Here is a 16,956-nt window from a genome sequence, read left to right as displayed (position 1 = left end):
GCAATGAGCCGTGGGGCATGTCCGCTAGTGTCAGCCGACGCTCTGTTACGCTAACACCAAGGCATGAACGACAATCTGCACACTTTACGTTGTTTCGGATGCAGTGCGCGCATCGCCGGTCCGGACGCTCGACCCGACTTCCGGTGCGCGGAGTGCGGCGATCTGTTTGAAGTGGAGTATGCGGGCTGGGGTCATCGGCAAGGGCACGACCGGCCCAATCCCGGAGCGTTGAAGTGGCTTTGGCGCGAACGGCGCTGCTCCAGCGAAACGCTGGACCAGAGTGGCGTCTGGCGGTTTCGCGAGTTGCTGCCGATCCTCGACAACTTCGGCAACGCAGTCAGCCTGCACGAAGGCAACACCCCGCTCTACAAGTTGAAACGCGCAGCCAGTGCTCTGGGGATCGACCAACTGTTTGCCAAGCATCAGGGCATGAACCCAACCGGATCGTTCAAAGATACGGGCATGACTGCGGCGCTGAGCGTTGCCCGTGAGCGCGGGTTCACGTGGGTGGCGTGCGCATCGACGGGAAATACTTCTGCGGCTATGGCAGCCTATGCGGCGCGCGCTGGGCTGCGCAGCCTGGTGTTGATTCCCGAGGGCAAGATTGCCTGGGGCAAGCTTTCGCAGGCCATGGATTATGGGGCAATCACCTGCCAGCTCAAGTCGGACTTCGATGGCTGTGTGCGGGTCCTCACGCAGATCGTGAAGGAAGCGCCGATCTACCTGCTGAATTCCGTAAACCCATATCGGCTCGAGGGACAGAAGACGCCTGCATTCGAAATTGCCGAAGCCTTCGACTGGGCTGTGCCTGATCACCTCATCGTGCCCGGCGGAAATCTTGCCAACAGTTCGGCTCTCGGAAAAGGGTTCAGGGAGATGCGTGAACTTGGCCTGGTTGCGCGCGTACCGCGGATTTCGGTCATTCAGGCTGACGGTGCAAATCCGCTGGTCCGAAGCTTCGCCCAAAACGACGGCGAGCGCATGGATCCGGTGGAAGCACATACGCGCGCGACGGCCATTCGCATCGGGAATCCGGCATCGTGGCGCAAGGCTGCCCGCGTCATCAAGGAGACGGGGGGCTGGTGCCTGGATGTGAGCGAGGTAGAGATCGCTATTGCCAAAGCTGAACTTGGAGCGGAGGGCCTGGGCTGTGAACCGGCCTCCGCTGTAACACTGGCCGGACTAAAGAAGCTTCGCGCCGAGAGTAAGGTGGCTGCCAGCGACACGGTGGTGCTGCTGCTTACGGGGCACACGTTGAAAGACGCGGATTACACCATCAACTTCCATCGCGGAACATTGCTCAATGACGAGGAGACCTCGGGTCTCCAGCCGGAGATTGCGGCATTACAGCGCAACGCGGTGGTTGTCGATGCCACACCCTCCGCAGTGCTCGCAACGCTGAAGGGGATGGCTGGATGAGCGGCATTGCTAGGACCTTCAGAATGCGGTTGCCGGCAACCTCGGCTAATCTCGGTTCGGGATTCGATGCCGCTGCGATTGCACTGAGTTTTTCCCTTCAAGTTGAAGCAGAGGCGGCGAAGGAATTCTCCATTGAAGCGACCGGGCAGGATAGCGATCAATGTTCGCGGATCGAGAACAATCTCATCCTTGGAATCTACAGGCGCATTCTTGTAGCAAACGCAAAGCCGGTACCGCCGCTCGCGATCCGAATGCACAATGAGATCCCGCTGGGAATGGGATGCGGGTCCTCGGCTGCCGGAAGGCTTGCCGCAGTCGCTCTTGCCGTCCACTTCGGCGAGCTTGGCTGGTGCCACGAACAGATCCTGGAAGAAGCATGCGAGTTGGAAGGGCATCCGGATAACGCCGCTGCCTGCTGGCTTGGCGGATTTGTCGCGGCTGCAAATGTTGGCAGAAGGGTTCTTGTCGCTCGCGTTGAACCGCCCGCAGCGTGGCGCGCCATTGTCGTGCTTCCGCCGGACTCGCTTGCAACCAGCAAAGCCAGAGCGGTACTTCCAGCGAGTTACGCGAGCGCGGATGTCGTGGCCAACATTCAGGCCGTTTCGATGCTGGGACTGGCATTCGCGCAGGAACGCGGAGACCTGCTCAAGGTGGCAATGCAGGATCGGATTCACCAGCCATATCGCGCAGAAATGTGTCCGATGCTGCCAAGACTGCTCCCGCTCGCCGGAAACAGCGGAGTTCTCGGGGTCGGCCTGAGCGGCGCGGGCCCGTCGGTTCTGGTTATCGTCGAGTGTGAGGCAATGTTCTCTCGAGCGTCGGAAGCGATCCTTCGCGCGATGGGGGGCCTTCCCGAGCCGAGGTTGCAACCCTGCTGTTTTGACGCGTCGGGCGCCAGGCACTCGCTGAATCTTGAAGGTTGATTTCCGCGTAACCTTGAAGCTAAAGCTTGTTCACTGAGGAGTTACTGTCGCAGTTTGGAGATTACTGTGAGGTAAATCACCTATTAAAGATTACCGAGCCGATTACCTAAGTTTCCTTGATATTGAACTCCAGACCACCTAAATTCGCACCGTGGGCAGTTCTGGGGGAGGGCTGCTCTAGCGCCCGTGATCCGATAGCGGATCCGGGCGCTTCTATTTTGATTTGAGATAAAACGATTGGCCTCGTCAGCCGAATGACGGACATGTCTGCGGGGGCCAGCAGTTTCATGCTCCGTTCGTCCGGTTGGCCGCCCTGGGTCGGATTGCGACTTTATATCCCACTGGAGCATCCTATTAGGGCAGAGTTTCCGTTAATCTAGAGGGATAGCGGGCACAACAAGGAGAACCATGGCAGGTGTGGGTGTATTGGAAGTAAGTGATGCGACATTTGAGCAGGAAGTGCTCCAGAGCGAGCAACCCGTTCTAGTAGATTTCTGGGCGGTATGGTGCGGTCCATGCCGGGCGATCGCGCCTATCGTGGATGGCGTTGCGCAGGCATATGCCGGCAAGCTTAAGGTGGCAAAAGTGGACGTGGATCGCAATGCAGCCACGCCGTCGCGCTATGGAATCAGGGGAATTCCGGCGCTCTTGTTTTTCAAAGGCGGGAAAGTGGCTGACCAGGTTGTGGGATACGCTCCGCAAAATGTAATTGAAGAAAAAGTACAACGTCTTTTGGCATAGTTGGCCCCTGATTTCAGAGAAAAGTCCGGCAATTTGCCGGACTTTTCTCTTTGGATCGCCCGCTTTTTATCGGTATTTGCGCAGAACCCCGAGTACCCGGCCCTGGATGGCCACATGCGCGGCGGGAACATAAATCGGATCCATGTCGACATTTGCGGGCTGCAGCCGAATCATCTGACCTTCGGCGTAGAAGCGCTTGAGCGTTGTTTCTGAGCCATGGACCAGCGCAACCACAATCTCCCCTTGCCGCGCCGTGCGAGTCCGCTCCACGAGGACATAGTCGCCATTGATGATGTGCTCATCGCGCATCGAATCCCCGCGGACTTCGAGTGCGAAAACATCTCGATTGCCGACGACGTCGTGAAGCGAGATGGTCTCGGGATTCTCCGACGTCTCCACCGGCAGCCCGGCGGCAATGCGGCCGGCGAGTGGAAGGCGATCGCTCGTCCGATTGCGCGCCCCGGGCGGCAGCAGATCGATGGAGCGGCTGCGATTGTGGACGCGGTCGAGCAGTCCCTTCTTTTCGAGATTCGTCACGTGCTTATGCACCGTGGCCAGGCTCTTCAGGTTCATTCCCCGTGCAATTTCCTCAAAAGAAGGGGAATAGCCATTGCGGGACACGAACGATTCCAGGAAATCGATGATCTCTTTTTGCCTTCGAGTGACAGCCATGGGCGGATTATAGCGAACAAAAAGCGAATTGCAACGAAAGTTTTTGTCCTTTGTTCTCCATGGAGCCTCTTGTGGCACGAAAAGCCAGAATTTGGCTTCCTGTGGCATAGGGTGATTTGAGCCTTTCTTCTTCGAATCTCAAGAATTTCCTCTCCTCGGCCGATGATGGACCGTAACGGATTCTCTCTGAATCTCTCGCAGATTTGCCCACCAAAGGACGCGCACGGGGCGGGCTCGGATGTGCCGAAGTTCGCAGAGGCGACACTGTGCAGAGAGTTCTGGAGCGCGCAGATGCCGCGCTGTGTGCCGTGTAGACGTCTCTGTATCCGCCATCACTAGTCAACGTTCATAATCCTCTCTCGGGAATCTCATGGCCTCCCACTCCGTTCTGAACCCCCTCACGACACTCACCTCATCCGAATCTTGAGTTCTCTCTCACTTCGCGCGAACGTAGAGATTTTCCGCGGATTAGCGCCTTCTAAGTCAGTCGGCGCGGCGAATGTAGAGAGCAAAAGGCCGGGAGAAGCGAAGATGAGGCTTTTGATCGCCGAGGATGATACGGCGTTGAGTCTGTTTCTGAGAAGAGGACTCGAGAGCGAAGGCTATCGAGTGCACACGGTTCACGATGGCGCCAGGGCTGTTGCATTCTTCCGCGACGAATTGCCCGATCTGACGATTCTCGACCTGAATTTGCCCGTCAAGGATGGGGAAACCGCGCTCGTTGAGATGCGCCAACTGAATGCGGACTTGCCCGTGCTGGTGCTTACCGGGCGGCTGGAAGTGGATACGCGCGTCCGCTGTCTCGACAGCGGAGCCAATGACTTGATGACGAAACCGTTCAGCCTTTCCGAATTACGAGCGCGCTGCCGGGCGTTGCTGCGCCGCAAGCGGGAAGGGAAGTCTGTATTGCGCGCGGGCGATGTGGAGATCAGCCGCCTGGATCACACCGTGCGGCGAGCCGGGAGGGTTTTAAACCTCACGAATAAGGAGTTCGCGCTTCTCGAGCATCTCATGCTCAATCGCGGCCGCTGCGCATCGCGCGAGGAACTGCTTGAAGGCGTCTGGAAGATGGAGCCCGTGCAAACGACCAACATCGTCGATGTCTACGTGAACTATCTGCGCAGAAAGCTGGACGACGTGCCGCCGGGGCTCCTGATCCGAACGGTTCGAGGCCAGGGATACATGATTTCTTTTGAGGCAGAGATCGCCGCAGGCGGCGCGGCATTCTTGAGCGCAGCGGATGTGCCCCGATTGGCAGCCGCGCAAGCATGAGCAATGGATTGAAATTCTCTATCCAGGGGGATTGGAAATGGCATCAACAGCGGCATTTATATCACCGGCACGTTCACGCATGCGCGCCCGCACCGCATTGGTGGCGAGTGCCGACGGCAGTTTTCGGCAGCGGCTCAGCGAGGTACTGACAGGATTGCGATGGCAAGTGCGCGAGGCAAAGGGCGGCGCTGAGGCCTGGGGAGAGGCAATCGACGCACTTCCCGAGGCGATCATCGTGGACTCATGGCTGCCCGATCGAAGCCGAACTCTTCGGCCACACGCGGGGCGCATTCACAGGCGCGGTGCACGGGCGCATCGGACGCATCGAAGCCGCCGACGGAGGAACCCTGTTTCTTGACGAGATCGGAGAAATACCTCTGAGCCTGCAGTCCAAGCTGCTGCGTTTCGTTGAGTGTGGGGAGTTGCAACGCGTCGGAGATAACGACACCGCGAAGGTCGACGTGCGGATTATTGCCGCCACGCACCAGCCGCTTGCTCAGCACACCCAGGCGGGAAGTTTCCGCGCCGACCTGTACTACAGGTTGGCAGTCTTCCTCATCCACACGCCCGCTCTTGCGGATCATATTGAGGACCTGCCCCTCCTGGTGGATCACTTCCTGGAGCGGATGGGCCGCGACCGGCCGGTCAAGAGCATAGACGGGTCGGCAATGGCCAAGCTGAAGGCGCATTCGTGGCCTGGAAATGTGCGCGAAGTGGAGCACGTTCTCGAACGCGCAACCATTCTTGCGGACGAGGAGCCGGTACTGACCGCGGACGACATTGACTTTGGGCTACCGACGATTCACGGCGCCGAATAACAACATGGCGGTAGCTGATCGCATCGGAGGGGAATTGCCTATGCAGATCGAGACACGCTGGGTCGCACTTCAATAAACAATCCTTTGCCCTGTGCAAGAGCATGACCGTCGCTGCCGAAGATTGTCGCTTCAGCCCAATGCTTGCGCCCTTCATCTTTAACAACGCGTCCCTCCATGCGAATCTTCGCGCATGATGGAACAGGCCGTTTGTAATCGACTTCGAGATGGCGTGTCATGGCCGTGAGCCCGCGAGCGCGAACCGCCTTGCTCATCGTCTCATCGAGCAACGTGGCGATGATCCCGCCATGAAGGAATCCTGGATGCCCTTCGAATCCTTCCGGAATGACGGCCGGGCAGACCACGGTCCCGTCCTCCGCCAGGAGAAATTCCAGTTGAAGACCGTGCGGATTGGCTTCGCCGCAGCCAAAGCAGCGATTTTGCGCGGCATGCGCGAGAGGCGTGAGGTTGTCGAAATGCGGTTTCATCGTTTCGCCGTTTCTTCCGCAAGCACGCGCGCGAAAACGCCGGCATCCACATTGCCCCCGGTCAGCACGATGCCGATGCGCTTACCGCGATTCACACCCTGTTCCTTCAGCGCTCCAGCCAGCGCCGCGGCAGCTGCGCCTTCCGCCACGTTGTGCGTGTCCTGATAAAGAGCTCGCATCGCCTCTTCAATGTCTGCATCGGAAACCTCGATGATGCGCGCCACGTTCTGCCAAATAACTTCCATGGCGGATGGATTCGGCGTGCGGCATGCCAGGCCGTCCGCTATCACCGTTCGCGAAGGAGACTCAACGACCTTCCGCTGGAAAAAGCTGAGCGCGTAGGAGGGAGATTCCGAAGCTACTACTCCAACGATCTCTGTTGCCAATCCCAGCGCGTTGCGCGCAGCCGATACGCCGCAAATGGACGATCCGAGCCCAATCGGCACATACACCCGGGCCAGCTCCGGAGCCGATTGCAGGAACTCAAGCGCATACGTCGCCGTCCCCATCACCAGGCGTTCGTGGAAGGAGTCGACCATGACGAATCCGCGATCGGCTGCGAGCACGCGCGCATATTCGAGCGACTCCTGAAAATCCTGACCGTGCTCTACCAGTTCCGCGCCCTGTGCGACCATGGCACGATTCTTCTCGACGCTGTTGCCATGCGGAACAACGATGATGCATTTCACTCCATGCAGCCGGGCCGCCATGGCAACGCCCTGTCCGTGATTGCCACGCGTGGCTGCAATCACTCCCTGCAGTTGCGGCTGCGTCCGCGTGAGCCATTCCATGTACAGCAAGGCGCCGCGAATTTTGAATGCGCCGACCGGGGTATGATTCTCGTGCTTCACCCACACCTCCGCGCCCAGCCGGCGATTGATCAGCGGCCAACTGTACTGCGGAGTGGGCGGCATGTAACGGTAGAGGACATCCTGAGCCTCACGAATCTGCTCCAAAGAGGGTAGCGTCATGGCTCAAGCATATCGAACGTCGCGCCTTAAAATGGGATGGGATGATTCGTCAGAGCTTTCTTCCAATTCTCTCTTTATCCGCCGGCATCGCAGTCACATTCACGGCATGTCACAGTTCTCAGCCGCTGACACCACAGCAGGCGGAAGGGAAGCATCTCTACGAGGTGCGCTGTGCGCATTGTCATCGGGACAACGATCTGGCTCTCAAGAAAGTTCCGCCCGATCTGCATGGCGTATTCAAAGGCGCCACACTCCCAAGCGGCTCTCCGGCAACCGACGCCGAGGTGCGGCATGTGGTTCTTGCGGGCAAGGGCATGATGCCATCGTTCAACGGCCGGTTCAACGAGGAGCAGATGTCAGCGCTGCTCGCGTACCTGCACACCGGCCTACGTTGAGCGTATGGATTCAGCCTGCGCTTGCCCCGCCTCACTCGTAGCGAATCGCTTTCATCGGATTGACGCCTGCCGCACGCCATGCCGGGATCAAGCATGCGATCGTGGCCACAAGCGAAAGTACGCACGTCGCCCCGAGCAGCAGAAGGGGATCGCGTGAGCTCTCCGCTGCCCAGGCGGCCATGACTCGATTAAGTGCCAGCGTAAGCGCTACCCCTGACAATATTCCTGCGCCAACGCTGACCACCGTCGATCGAAACACAATTCCGAGGACATGCCCGCGGTTTGCGCCCAACGCGATCCGGATGCCGAATTCGTTGGTGCGCTGGACGGCCGTGTAGGCTACGACGCTGTACAGTCCCACCGAAGCCAGGGCCAGCGCCAGGGCCGCAAATGCGCCGAAGAGCCACGCCACAAGCTGACCGCGCGCCCATTCCGGCTCACGTGTTATCCAATGCTCAAGATCGCGCACGTCGTTGTTTGTCTGCTGGTCAGGGTCGATGGAATTTACCGCAATTCGGACGGAATGGAGAAGGCTGAGGGGCGGCACATCCGATCGGACGAGAACCTGCGTGTACATCCCCATGGCCAGTGTGTAGGGCAAAAACATCTCGGGCAAAATCGGCTTGGAAAGGCCATCGTCCAGTTTGTTTGCCACTACACCGACAATGAGCAGGCCGTTTTCGGCTCCGGGAGCGATCAGAAGATAGGGCGGCTGCGGCTTCATCTCAGTAACCTTGATGGTGTGCCCGATGGCGTCGCCGGCAGGGAAGTATCTCGTGGCGAAAACCTGATTCACAACGACGACCGCCGCGCCGCGCTGCGTCTCCGCTTCATCCCAGATTCTTCCTTGCACCAGCGGGATGCGAAGCACCGAAAAATATTCCTTGCTGACCATGTTTACGCGAAAGGTCTGTTCAGCATTGGCAGGCTTGCCGACAATCTCAAGGTGGGCGTTGAAGCCGTTTGACGGAGGCGTGGCGTTGCTTGAAACGGCAGCCAGCTTCACGCCTGGGACTTCGGCCACCTTTTGGAACAGCCGTTCAAAATATGCGGAGCGCTCCGGCCAGGTTTTGTAGGTTCCGTCGTGGATAGGAATGCCGACCGACATGACGTTATGGGGATCGTATCCGAGGGGCGTTCGTGCGACTTTCAGAAAGCCTTCGATAGCCGCTCCCGCGCCGGCCATCATCAGAAGCGTGAGCGCGATTTGGCCGCCGATGAGCACAGCATGGGTTCTGCGGCCCTTCACATCTCCTGTCGTTTTTCGAGTATTGGCCTGCATGACCTGACTGACTTCAGGACGCGAAAGCTGCCATGCCGGCCACAACCCGAACAGGATGCCGGTGGAGACCGCCACGACCACGCAGAAAATGAGTACTGGCAGATTCATCTGGATGGCTGCTTCGTGCGGGAAGGAGTATTCGGGCAGGTTGGCAACAATCACTGCGATTGTCTTGTAGGCCAGCAGCAGTCCAAGTCCGGCGCCCGTCAAGCTGAGCATCACCGACTCGGTGAGAAGCTGGCGGACAATCCGCGACTGGCTCGCGCCAATCGCCGACCGAACTGCAAACTCATGTTGCCGCGCCGTGGCGCGCGCCAGCAACAGAATGGAAACATTGCCGCAACCGATTAACAGCAGCAGCGCAACAGATCCGAAGAGAAGATAGAGCGTGCCGCCAAGCTGCTTGATGAAATCTTCGTTGAGCCCCACCACGTGCAGATTCCGAAAGTTGGGAGGGAAGTGCTTCGGCGACTCCTTTGCGAATTGTCGAATCAGCGGCTCAAGGGCTGCATTTGCCTGTGCGTGCGTAACACCCGGCTTGAGGCGAACGCCGGCATAGAAGCCCTTGATTTGGTCGCCGGTAATTTTCAGGGGAAGATATACATCCCCGTCGCCCCATGTAAACCGCGATCCCGCAACGCCGACAATCGTGTAGTTCTTGCGCATCAGCTGGATCGTCTTGCCGATCACAGATGAATCAGCGTTGTAGTGCCGCTGCCAGAACTTGTATCCGAGCACGACAACCGGTTGAGGATCCTGACCGTCGGTCGCATCGGAAGGTTGAAGGCCGCGGCCAAGCGCAGTCGGCACGCCAAGGAAGTTGAATCCATTGGAGCTCAGATAAACGCCTTGAACGTCCTCCGGAAGATCGCCGCCGGTGATGGAGGGATTCCAGTCATCTTCGAGAAATGTATCTTCCACAACCGGCGATTTGCGCAGCTCCTGCCATTGCGTTCCGGTCACGCCAAAGCCATTCAGATCGCCCGACGGCATGGTGAGCCGCATGTGGATCATCCGATCTGGCGCCTTGTACGGATAGGGATCCATCAGGATGGCGTAAACCACGCTAAAGACCGCCGTGGTGGCCCCGATGCCCAGCGCCAACGAGATCATCGCCGTCAGCGTGAATCCGGGTATCTTGATCAGCTGCCGAAATCCGAAACGAATATCCTGGTACACCGTCTTCATGCGAACTCCTTCAATGCAATACCGTCAGGCGGACCACTGAAAGCAAATACCAAAACCGTCTGGATCTTTGAGATACAACTGTTTCATTCCGTACCAGGCCACCTTGGGAGGGTCGATCGCGAGACCCAGCGAAACAAGATGGCGATAGGCTGCGTCCACGTCAGGGCAGCCGAAGTAAAGGCAGGTGTCCTGGTGACCCGACCAGCGACCAAGCTCAGGGGTTTCGGGGACATCGTCAGGGTCGTATGCGGTGTTCAGCATGATCTCCGCATTGGAAAGCTGCAGGAGCACCCAGTTCACGTCATCGGGATCGGCTGACATTGCCTTCGAACTGGACATGACCTTGAATCCAAGCACATCGCGATAAAACCGGATCGATCGGGGCATGTTGAACACCTGCACCATCGGAGTGACACCCTTGACTTCTATCGCCATGGCAAACAACCTCCGGGAACACTGCGCGGTCGCGCAGACTGGGGCTTCGCCTGCAGGAATGCACGCGCGAGTCCACTTGTGAGCTTACGCAAGTCGTTGATTCAATGTTCCGAAGGATGAGTAGCCGTCGGAATCATCGTGCGTTTCTACCGCACGGTGTTCAGAATTGGACGGTCTGCCAGCGGCGGGGCAGGCTCGCTACTCACAGACGGCTGCCAGATTCGCGACTTGGAAATGCCTTATACTCAGACTTGCCATGGCTTCCGAAAAGACCTTCTACCTCGAGACTTTCGGGTGCCAGATGAATGCCCATGACTCCGAGAAGGTCATCGGCACATTGCTTCATGAGGGCTACAGCCAGGTCGAAACCGAAGAGGAAGCCGGCCTGATCCTCTACAACACCTGCTCCATCCGCGACAAAGCCGAACAAAAAGTCTTCAACCGCCTTAACGACTACAAGAAGCTGCACAAAGCCGGAAAGCGCTTCGGCGTGCTCGGTTGCGTGGCACAGCAGGAAGGCGAGAAGATCTTCGAGCGCGCGCCGTACGTCTCGCTCGTCTCCGGCTCTGCCTCCTATCGAAAGCTGCCGGAGATGCTCAGCCGTCTCGAAGCCGGCGAGAATCGCATTACGGGCCTCGACGACCGGCAGACTGACGAGACCTTCGAGACGGAATTCACTTCGCGCCAGAATCCCTACCGCAGTTACATCACCATCATCGAAGGCTGCGACAAGTTCTGTGCCTACTGTGTTGTTCCATACACGCGCGGCAAAGAGCGCAGCCGTGGATCGGCCTCCGTGCTCGCGGAGGCGCGCCGCATCGTCGACCAGGGATACTCCGAGATCCAACTCCTCGGCCAGAACGTCAATAGCTACCGCGATCCGGAAGGGAAGTTGAGCTTCGCCGAATTGCTCGCTGCTGTTGGCCAGGTGTCCGGCATCCGCCGCGTTCGCTTCACCACCAGCCATCCTCGCGATTTCACCCGCGACATTGTTGAGGCTATCGACGCGTACCCGACGCTCTGCGATCACGTGCATCTGCCTGTTCAGTCCGGCTCCTCGCGCGTGCTCAAAATGATGGCCCGCGAATACACGGCCGACTGGTACCTCGAGCGCATCAGTTGGATCAAGGCGGCGAAGCGGAACATCTCGATTTCTACCGACATCATCGTCGGCTTTCCAGGAGAGACAGCCGACGATTTCATTGAGACAATGGACTTGCTCCAAAAGGTCCAGTACGATTGCGTCTTCGGTTTCAAGTACTCCGGGAGGCCGAACACGCCGGCGCTGACCATGATCGATTCGATCCCTGATATCGAAAAGGCAAAGCGGCTTCAGCACGCGCTCGATCGCCAGCGCGAGATTCAAAGAATTAATTATGCCAGGCATGTAGGTGAAGAGATGGAAGTAATGGTTGAGGGGAGCCATCCCGCGCGCGGCCAGATTGCAGGCCGAAGCACGCAGAACAAGCCGGTCAACTTCACTACGTCCGTTCCAATTTCCCCCGCTCCCGGTTCGTATGTGAAGGTGATAATCACAAATACTTTTCCGAACAGCCTGGTCGGTGAAGCCGTCTAAGCATCCAGCGAAGGGGGAAGTCATGGACATCGAAGTTCGAATCCGCGGTTTGATGATGGACCCATCCACGAATATGCCGATCGTCGTACTGAAGGATGTCGGCTCCGATACCGTCATGCCCATCTGGGTTGGCATCTTCGAGGCCAACGCCATCGCCATCGAGATCGAGAAAGTGTCTGCAGCTCGGCCCATGACGCACGATCTCGCCAGGAATCTCATGCGTCACATGAACGGACAGCTGGATAAGATTGTAATTACAGAACTTAGAGACGATACATTCTTCGCGGTCCTGTGGATTCGGCAGGGAAACGACCTGATAACGATCGACGCCCGCCCCTCCGATGCGATTGCGTTAGCGCTGCGCTCCGACTGTCCGATTTTCGTTTCGGAGCAGGTGATGCTGTCGGCCAAGCTGAACATGGCAGGCCCGCCCGAAGGGCCGACGGCGGAAGAACTGCGAGGCTGGCTTGAAGGCTTGAACGACGAGGACCTCGGCCGCTACAAGATGTAGGGCAGAACTCTATTTGCAGATTGGCGTTCGGGACCGGCGGCCTGGATTGCAAGAAAAATGTCGTTTTCAGTCAAAGTCCTGATTTCAGGCGAGTTAGCCTTCTTTGGGGGTCTCGTATCCGCTTAAAAACAAACGAGTTAAGACGTAAAGTATTCATGAATAATAACTTACTGCGCGGTTCCGCCCGTTTGCATCGTTTTTGGGGCAGCATGTCCCACAATGTGGCGCACAATCGCCAAGATCGACGGTCCGACAGAATTGGCCGGACCCGGCGTGACGTTGTCCGGGTGCTGAACTTTGTCGCTTTTTCGCCACTAAGACGAGTATAGGAAGTGCGGAGAATTAACCTGCAAAATTCCAGAAGATTTCTTCGCAATGGAATCAGGGAGATGGGGCAATTTTCCAGGTCCGGATATTGACATCTCTCCCGAAGCGCTCAGCTCGTCGCGCAGACTCGATCAGGGTTTTCGACACATGGGGCGCAGGGAAGCGATTCATGCGGAGACGATAACATGACTATTTTCAGGAGGAGTTAGCTGGACTCCCCATGCGAAAGTTGCAGTATACAGAATATCTGTTATCGGACATTGCTGATCTCTTGAATTCACTGGTCCTGCCAACCCCTGAGGATGGAAACCGACCCTTGCCGGTTAGATTCTGTGCCAGTGCGAGAAGGTTCTCAGAAGGTTGGCAGCCCGTCATCACCTGGCACCCACAAACGCTGCCATGTTCTTGTGAATCTTCACTACGATTCCCGTGTCGCACTTGAACGGTGCGTGGTTGTACAGAATTTCAGCATCCTTCTTGCCATCGTCGGTATCTTCCAGTGTCTGTTGAATCTGTCTCCGCAAATCCAATGGGTTCCCTGACGGCCTCTGTCCCAGAGGATTGCCCGCCGGCATATCCGTCGGCAAATGCAACTGGTATCGGAGGCCATTCTCGACATTGGCCTGCTCGCTGATGCGCTGGTCAAATTTGTTGGGACAGCGGGACGCAAGATAGTCATTCATCGCCCCTATATACGTCAAAACCTGGGCTCGGTAGTGCTGCACAAAGACAAAATCCCCGGTATACAGCGCCCGCATAATGCGCGGTTCTTCAAAGTCCAGACGATCCGTCCACGTGGCATCGGGAGGATTCTCCAGTTCCGCGTCGGTCGGTGTTCCGGTATTCCTGCGAACGTATGCGCGAACATCCTCCAGCTCCTTTTGAGCGCCGGCCATGGTCAAGGGATCCCGCAGGTTTGCAAATCTGCGTTGGAAGTTCCGGACTATCGGCTTGGGTGTGAGGGTAAAGCCATTCTGTTCCAGGACCGCATCCATCACGTCGTCCACGCGGGCTCTCGGCGCTTTCGGATTCTTTGCAACAAGCTCCATATCCTTGACGCGTGCTTGCGCTATTTTCAGTTCAAACTGGCCCAGGCCTGAAATGGTTTCGCCTGGCTGCTTATCTTTGAAGAACCGTTGCACGCGCGCCACCTGATCACCTTTCGCGGCAGCGTCAACTGCCTGCATGAGCTCGTTCACATAGGCAATCTCATCGTCCCCCTGCATCCTGTCGAAAAACCATATCTCCATCGGCGCTTGGCCAGTGCTCGGTTCCACGGATAGCGCGGGAGCGGGAGGCTGGCGTCGGTTCTTGGAAGGGGCAGATTGCGTGGTCGCAGCCGGGGCGAAAAGCGAAATTTGCAGAACGGCGCTGAAGATCAGTGCAGTCGCACCTGCGGGTTTCATGAAGCCTCCATTGGCGCATGTCCAAATCGTCGCTGGAAATGTGGGGGATTCTAGGTGATCTACTTGTACGCAGAAACCCGCCCTTGCGCAATAGGCTTTAACGTCGAGGGTGCCCCCGGTCCCTCGCATTTGGGGACCGGGGATATCGATACAATCCTCCGTGCGACTTCCCTGCCGCCGTGCCTGTCAACCCCGGTTACTTCCCATCCCCACCCAAACCCAACAATAGTCCTGTTACTTGCCAGCAGGTTTCGCCTTCGGCGGTTTCGCGGGAGCCACAGATTTCTTTGGCTTTTGAAGGACCGCCGTTGCTAGTTTCGTAAATCTCTCGCCCGCCTTGGGGCTTCGTGATATTCGTGTTTCATCTTTCTTTAGTATCCCTCCTAAACAATGGATTCCGGCATGTATTGGTTTCAACGTTGGTTCGAGAAGATTACCGATGCTGTCCGCTCCGAGTCGAGCGAGATTAAAAATGCCCTTCAAGATAACAAAAGCGCCATAGACGCCGCCAAGATAGAACAGCAGAGCGCATGGTCCAGCAATAGGGCGGCAAATCACCGAAATGCGCTCGGATGATGAGTACAAAGGGGGTGCTAATACCTATAAGCACAATAGCTGTTTCTGCAATTCAACAAGTCGCTGCACAAATCGAGGCCGAGAGAGCGCGATTGTGGTTCGATGCGCGACCTCCAGAGCAAGGGAAGTTCTTGGTAAAGGACCCTAATGATCCGGTGTCCATTGCTCGCTTTGGTGTGCCTTATGTCGTTAAAAACATCGGAAAAACTACGGCGGTCAAATATGACGTCCACTTTGCGGCAATCCTTTTGCAGCATAGAAGCACCGACAAATTTGTAATTAGATATAGTCCAGAGCAGCGCATTAAACAAAGGATGTATGGTTCTATCGCTGCCGGGGAACAGTTTCCTCAGAAAGAAGAGGGCGGACTTCGTCCTCTTACCTACTTCATCCCGGTACAAGATATCAACGGAAACCCCATTCCATACCCATCCGAAGCGGCGCAAAGCTATTACGACACCCAGTCGGAAATCATGGTTTTCGGGGAGATGACCTACAGAGACTATTGGGGTCGATACAAGCTTTCGTTCTGCGCCCCGTTCCTTTTGGTTAATGTCGGCAGCACAACAGGAAAGACCACTCAACAAGAGATAACTTGTGCCAAATATAACCAAGCAGAGAGCGAATATCTTAATCGCCCAGAGATAAAACCTCTTCCGAAACCGCCAACTGTTAGCCCCATTGAGTGCCCGGTCCCACCCGAATAAACATGTGCGTCTACCGTCTTGTTGCCTCGCTAAAGCACTGAAAACAACAATTTCCCTAAAGAGACGGGATAAATACCCCCCCCGCTGCTGGGGCTGAGATCGCATCAACCAGAGGGTGGGTGTGCGGGTGTCCGGAACGCAGTTGCCGCCTGAACAACGTAATCGAAGCCGAGGGGTGCGGGCTTAGTTCCGGATCTCCGCCAGCATCTGCTCGACTTCAGCCTTCTGTTCCACAGTGAGCGGCAGCAGAGGCTGGCGCGGATATCCGCCATAGTATCCGTTGAAGTCGCAGGCATACTTGACGCCGGCGATTCCGAACTCTGCAACGATGCGCTGGTTGGGCATGGCGATACTTGCCTGCTTGTCAGCGGCAAGTTTTGCATCGCGATCCTTCCAGGCGAAGTAGACCTCGTAGCACGCCTCGGGTGCGCAGGCTGCGAATCCGAGAATGGCTCCGGAGGCGCCTGCCTCGAGCGACGGCAGGATGTTTGCGGCTGAGCCGGTGAGGACTTGAAAGCCAACTTCCCTGGTCCGCGTTTTTATCGGCGCCGCAGGAGGAGCCACGGCAAGTGCGGGGCCGCCGGCAAGGTCGCTCGCCTGCACGAACGTGGCCGACAGCGTCGAAACCGCATTCTGCATACGGGAGGTTACAGCCTCGAAGACCGGGGTGACTGTGACGGTGCGCTTGGCCATTCCGCGGGTGGATTCAACGATTCCCTTGATGCGGTCGAGGCTTCCGCTCGAGTCCTTGATGGCGATGATGTTGGGGTGGTGCGCGAGCTCGGCCACCATCTCGACCGGGATCTGGTACGGCACGCAGCGCGGAATGTTGTAGAGCACGACCGGCAGCGGCGAGCGGTCCGCAACTGCCCGGAAATAATTGGCAACCACGGACGGCGTCATCTGCGTGGAGTAATACGTTGGCGTCCGCACCAGCACGGCGTCGTAGTGAAACTGGGCAGCCGTGTGCGCCAGTTCGAGCACCGCGTGCAGGCTTTCGCGATTCACGCCGGCAATCAGCACCTTCTCCGGTGCAGCTGCCTCCGCTGCGGTGCGCAGGACGTCGCGGGTCTCGACGTCATCAAGCGCAGGCGCCTCGCCCGTGGATCCAAGGACCACCATCCCCGCAAGCTGGCTCCGCGAATAGCGGGCGACATTGGCCTCAAGCTTGCGGTAGTAGACCCGCTCGTCGGGATAAAACGGCGTGGTTACGGCGGCAAAAACACCTTCGATCAGCATGTCTCTATTTTAG

At 57.5% G+C, this 16,956-nt stretch carries 16 protein-coding genes; 9 read left to right on the top strand and 7 right to left on the bottom strand.

The annotated features are described in order from the left end of the window. The first annotated feature begins 63 nt into the window (after nucleotides 1-63). The 3 genes from thrC (at nucleotide 64) to trxA (ending at nucleotide 3,083) form a co-directional block, all read left to right on the top strand. Entirely contained in the window at nucleotides 64-1,419 is a 1,356-nt protein-coding gene (gene thrC, locus WCA10_RS12735; RefSeq protein WP_472822894.1) for a threonine synthase, read from the top strand. After that, entirely contained in the window at nucleotides 1,416-2,342 is a 927-nt protein-coding gene (gene thrB, locus WCA10_RS12730) for a homoserine kinase (RefSeq protein WP_472822893.1), read from the top strand. Before thrC ends, thrB begins: the two co-directional genes overlap by 4 nt. A gap of 408 nt (nucleotides 2,343-2,750) precedes the next feature. Beyond that, entirely contained in the window at nucleotides 2,751-3,083 is a 333-nt protein-coding gene (gene trxA, locus WCA10_RS12725; RefSeq protein WP_472822892.1) for a thioredoxin, read from the top strand. Between the two features lie 66 nt (nucleotides 3,084-3,149). Here the strand turns inward: trxA and lexA are convergent, their stop codons facing one another. Continuing rightward, entirely contained in the window at nucleotides 3,150-3,755 is a 606-nt protein-coding gene (gene lexA, locus WCA10_RS12720) for a transcriptional repressor LexA (protein WP_472822891.1), read from the bottom strand. 531 nt (nucleotides 3,756-4,286) lie between these two features. Between lexA and WCA10_RS12715 the strand changes: the two genes are divergently transcribed. Both WCA10_RS12715 and WCA10_RS12710 read left to right on the top strand, forming a co-directional pair. After that, nucleotides 4,287-5,027 (top strand): response regulator transcription factor, encoded by a 741-nt coding sequence (locus WCA10_RS12715; RefSeq protein WP_472822890.1) that lies wholly within the window; start codon nucleotides 4,287-4,289, stop codon nucleotides 5,025-5,027. A gap of 188 nt (nucleotides 5,028-5,215) precedes the next feature. Next, on the top strand, nucleotides 5,216-5,845 hold the full coding sequence (locus WCA10_RS12710) for a sigma 54-interacting transcriptional regulator (protein WP_472822950.1): 630 nt from the start codon (nucleotides 5,216-5,218) through the stop codon (nucleotides 5,843-5,845). A gap of 38 nt (nucleotides 5,846-5,883) precedes the next feature. Here WCA10_RS12710 and WCA10_RS12705 read toward each other — a convergent pair whose 3' ends face one another. Both WCA10_RS12705 and WCA10_RS12700 read right to left on the bottom strand, forming a co-directional pair. Beyond that, the gene (locus WCA10_RS12705; protein WP_472822889.1) at nucleotides 5,884-6,330 is read right to left on the bottom strand and encodes a PaaI family thioesterase; all 447 of its coding nucleotides are present in this window, start codon (nucleotides 6,328-6,330) and stop codon (nucleotides 5,884-5,886) included. Then, nucleotides 6,327-7,301, bottom strand: a complete 975-nt coding sequence (locus WCA10_RS12700; RefSeq protein ID WP_472822888.1) for a threonine dehydratase — start codon at nucleotides 7,299-7,301, stop codon at nucleotides 6,327-6,329. The genes WCA10_RS12705 and WCA10_RS12700 overlap by 4 nt, the downstream gene beginning before the upstream one ends. A 41-nt stretch (nucleotides 7,302-7,342) precedes the next feature. Here WCA10_RS12700 and WCA10_RS12695 point away from each other — a divergent pair, with 41 nt between their 5' ends. Then, entirely contained in the window at nucleotides 7,343-7,696 is a 354-nt protein-coding gene (locus tag WCA10_RS12695) for a c-type cytochrome (RefSeq protein ID WP_472822887.1), read from the top strand. A 31-nt stretch (nucleotides 7,697-7,727) separates the two neighbouring features. Here the strand turns inward: WCA10_RS12695 and WCA10_RS12690 are convergent, their stop codons facing one another. Together WCA10_RS12690 and WCA10_RS12685 are read right to left on the bottom strand one after the other, a co-directional pair. After that, a complete protein-coding gene (locus WCA10_RS12690) occupies nucleotides 7,728-10,166 on the bottom strand; it encodes an ABC transporter permease (protein WP_472822886.1) in 2,439 nt (812 codons plus the stop codon). Nucleotides 10,167-10,190: 24 nt separating this feature from the next. Then, the gene (locus WCA10_RS12685; protein ID WP_472822885.1) at nucleotides 10,191-10,601 is read right to left on the bottom strand and encodes a VOC family protein; all 411 of its coding nucleotides are present in this window, start codon (nucleotides 10,599-10,601) and stop codon (nucleotides 10,191-10,193) included. 256 nt (nucleotides 10,602-10,857) lie between these two features. Between WCA10_RS12685 and miaB the strand changes: the two genes are divergently transcribed. Both miaB and WCA10_RS12675 read left to right on the top strand, forming a co-directional pair. After that, nucleotides 10,858-12,177 (top strand): tRNA (N6-isopentenyl adenosine(37)-C2)-methylthiotransferase MiaB, encoded by a 1,320-nt coding sequence (gene miaB / locus WCA10_RS12680; protein ID WP_472822884.1) that lies wholly within the window; start codon nucleotides 10,858-10,860, stop codon nucleotides 12,175-12,177. Between the two features lie 22 nt (nucleotides 12,178-12,199). Continuing rightward, nucleotides 12,200-12,688 (top strand): bifunctional nuclease family protein, encoded by a 489-nt coding sequence (locus WCA10_RS12675; protein WP_472822883.1) that lies wholly within the window; start codon nucleotides 12,200-12,202, stop codon nucleotides 12,686-12,688. A gap of 701 nt (nucleotides 12,689-13,389) precedes the next feature. On the opposite strand, the gene WCA10_RS12670 is transcribed toward WCA10_RS12675, so the two are convergent. Continuing rightward, complete coding sequence (locus WCA10_RS12670; RefSeq protein WP_472822882.1) at nucleotides 13,390-14,421, bottom strand: hypothetical protein; 1,032 nt, start codon at nucleotides 14,419-14,421, stop codon at nucleotides 13,390-13,392. Nucleotides 14,422-14,993: 572 nt separating this feature from the next. Between WCA10_RS12670 and WCA10_RS12665 the strand changes: the two genes are divergently transcribed. After that, nucleotides 14,994-15,704 carry a hypothetical protein gene (locus tag WCA10_RS12665; protein ID WP_472822881.1) on the top strand — a complete coding sequence of 237 codons (711 nt, stop codon included), beginning with the start codon at nucleotides 14,994-14,996 and terminating at the stop codon, nucleotides 15,702-15,704. 183 nt (nucleotides 15,705-15,887) lie between these two features. On the opposite strand, the gene WCA10_RS12660 is transcribed toward WCA10_RS12665, so the two are convergent. Next, on the bottom strand, nucleotides 15,888-16,943 hold the full coding sequence (locus WCA10_RS12660) for a dihydrodipicolinate synthase family protein (RefSeq protein WP_472822880.1): 1,056 nt from the start codon (nucleotides 16,941-16,943) through the stop codon (nucleotides 15,888-15,890). Nucleotides 16,944-16,956: the final 13 nt, after the last annotated feature.

The organism is Occallatibacter sp., assembly GCF_049582745.1.
Lineage (GTDB): Bacteria > Acidobacteriota > Terriglobia > Terriglobales > Acidobacteriaceae > Telmatobacter.
This window is presented reverse-complemented; position numbering and strand designations above follow the sequence as displayed.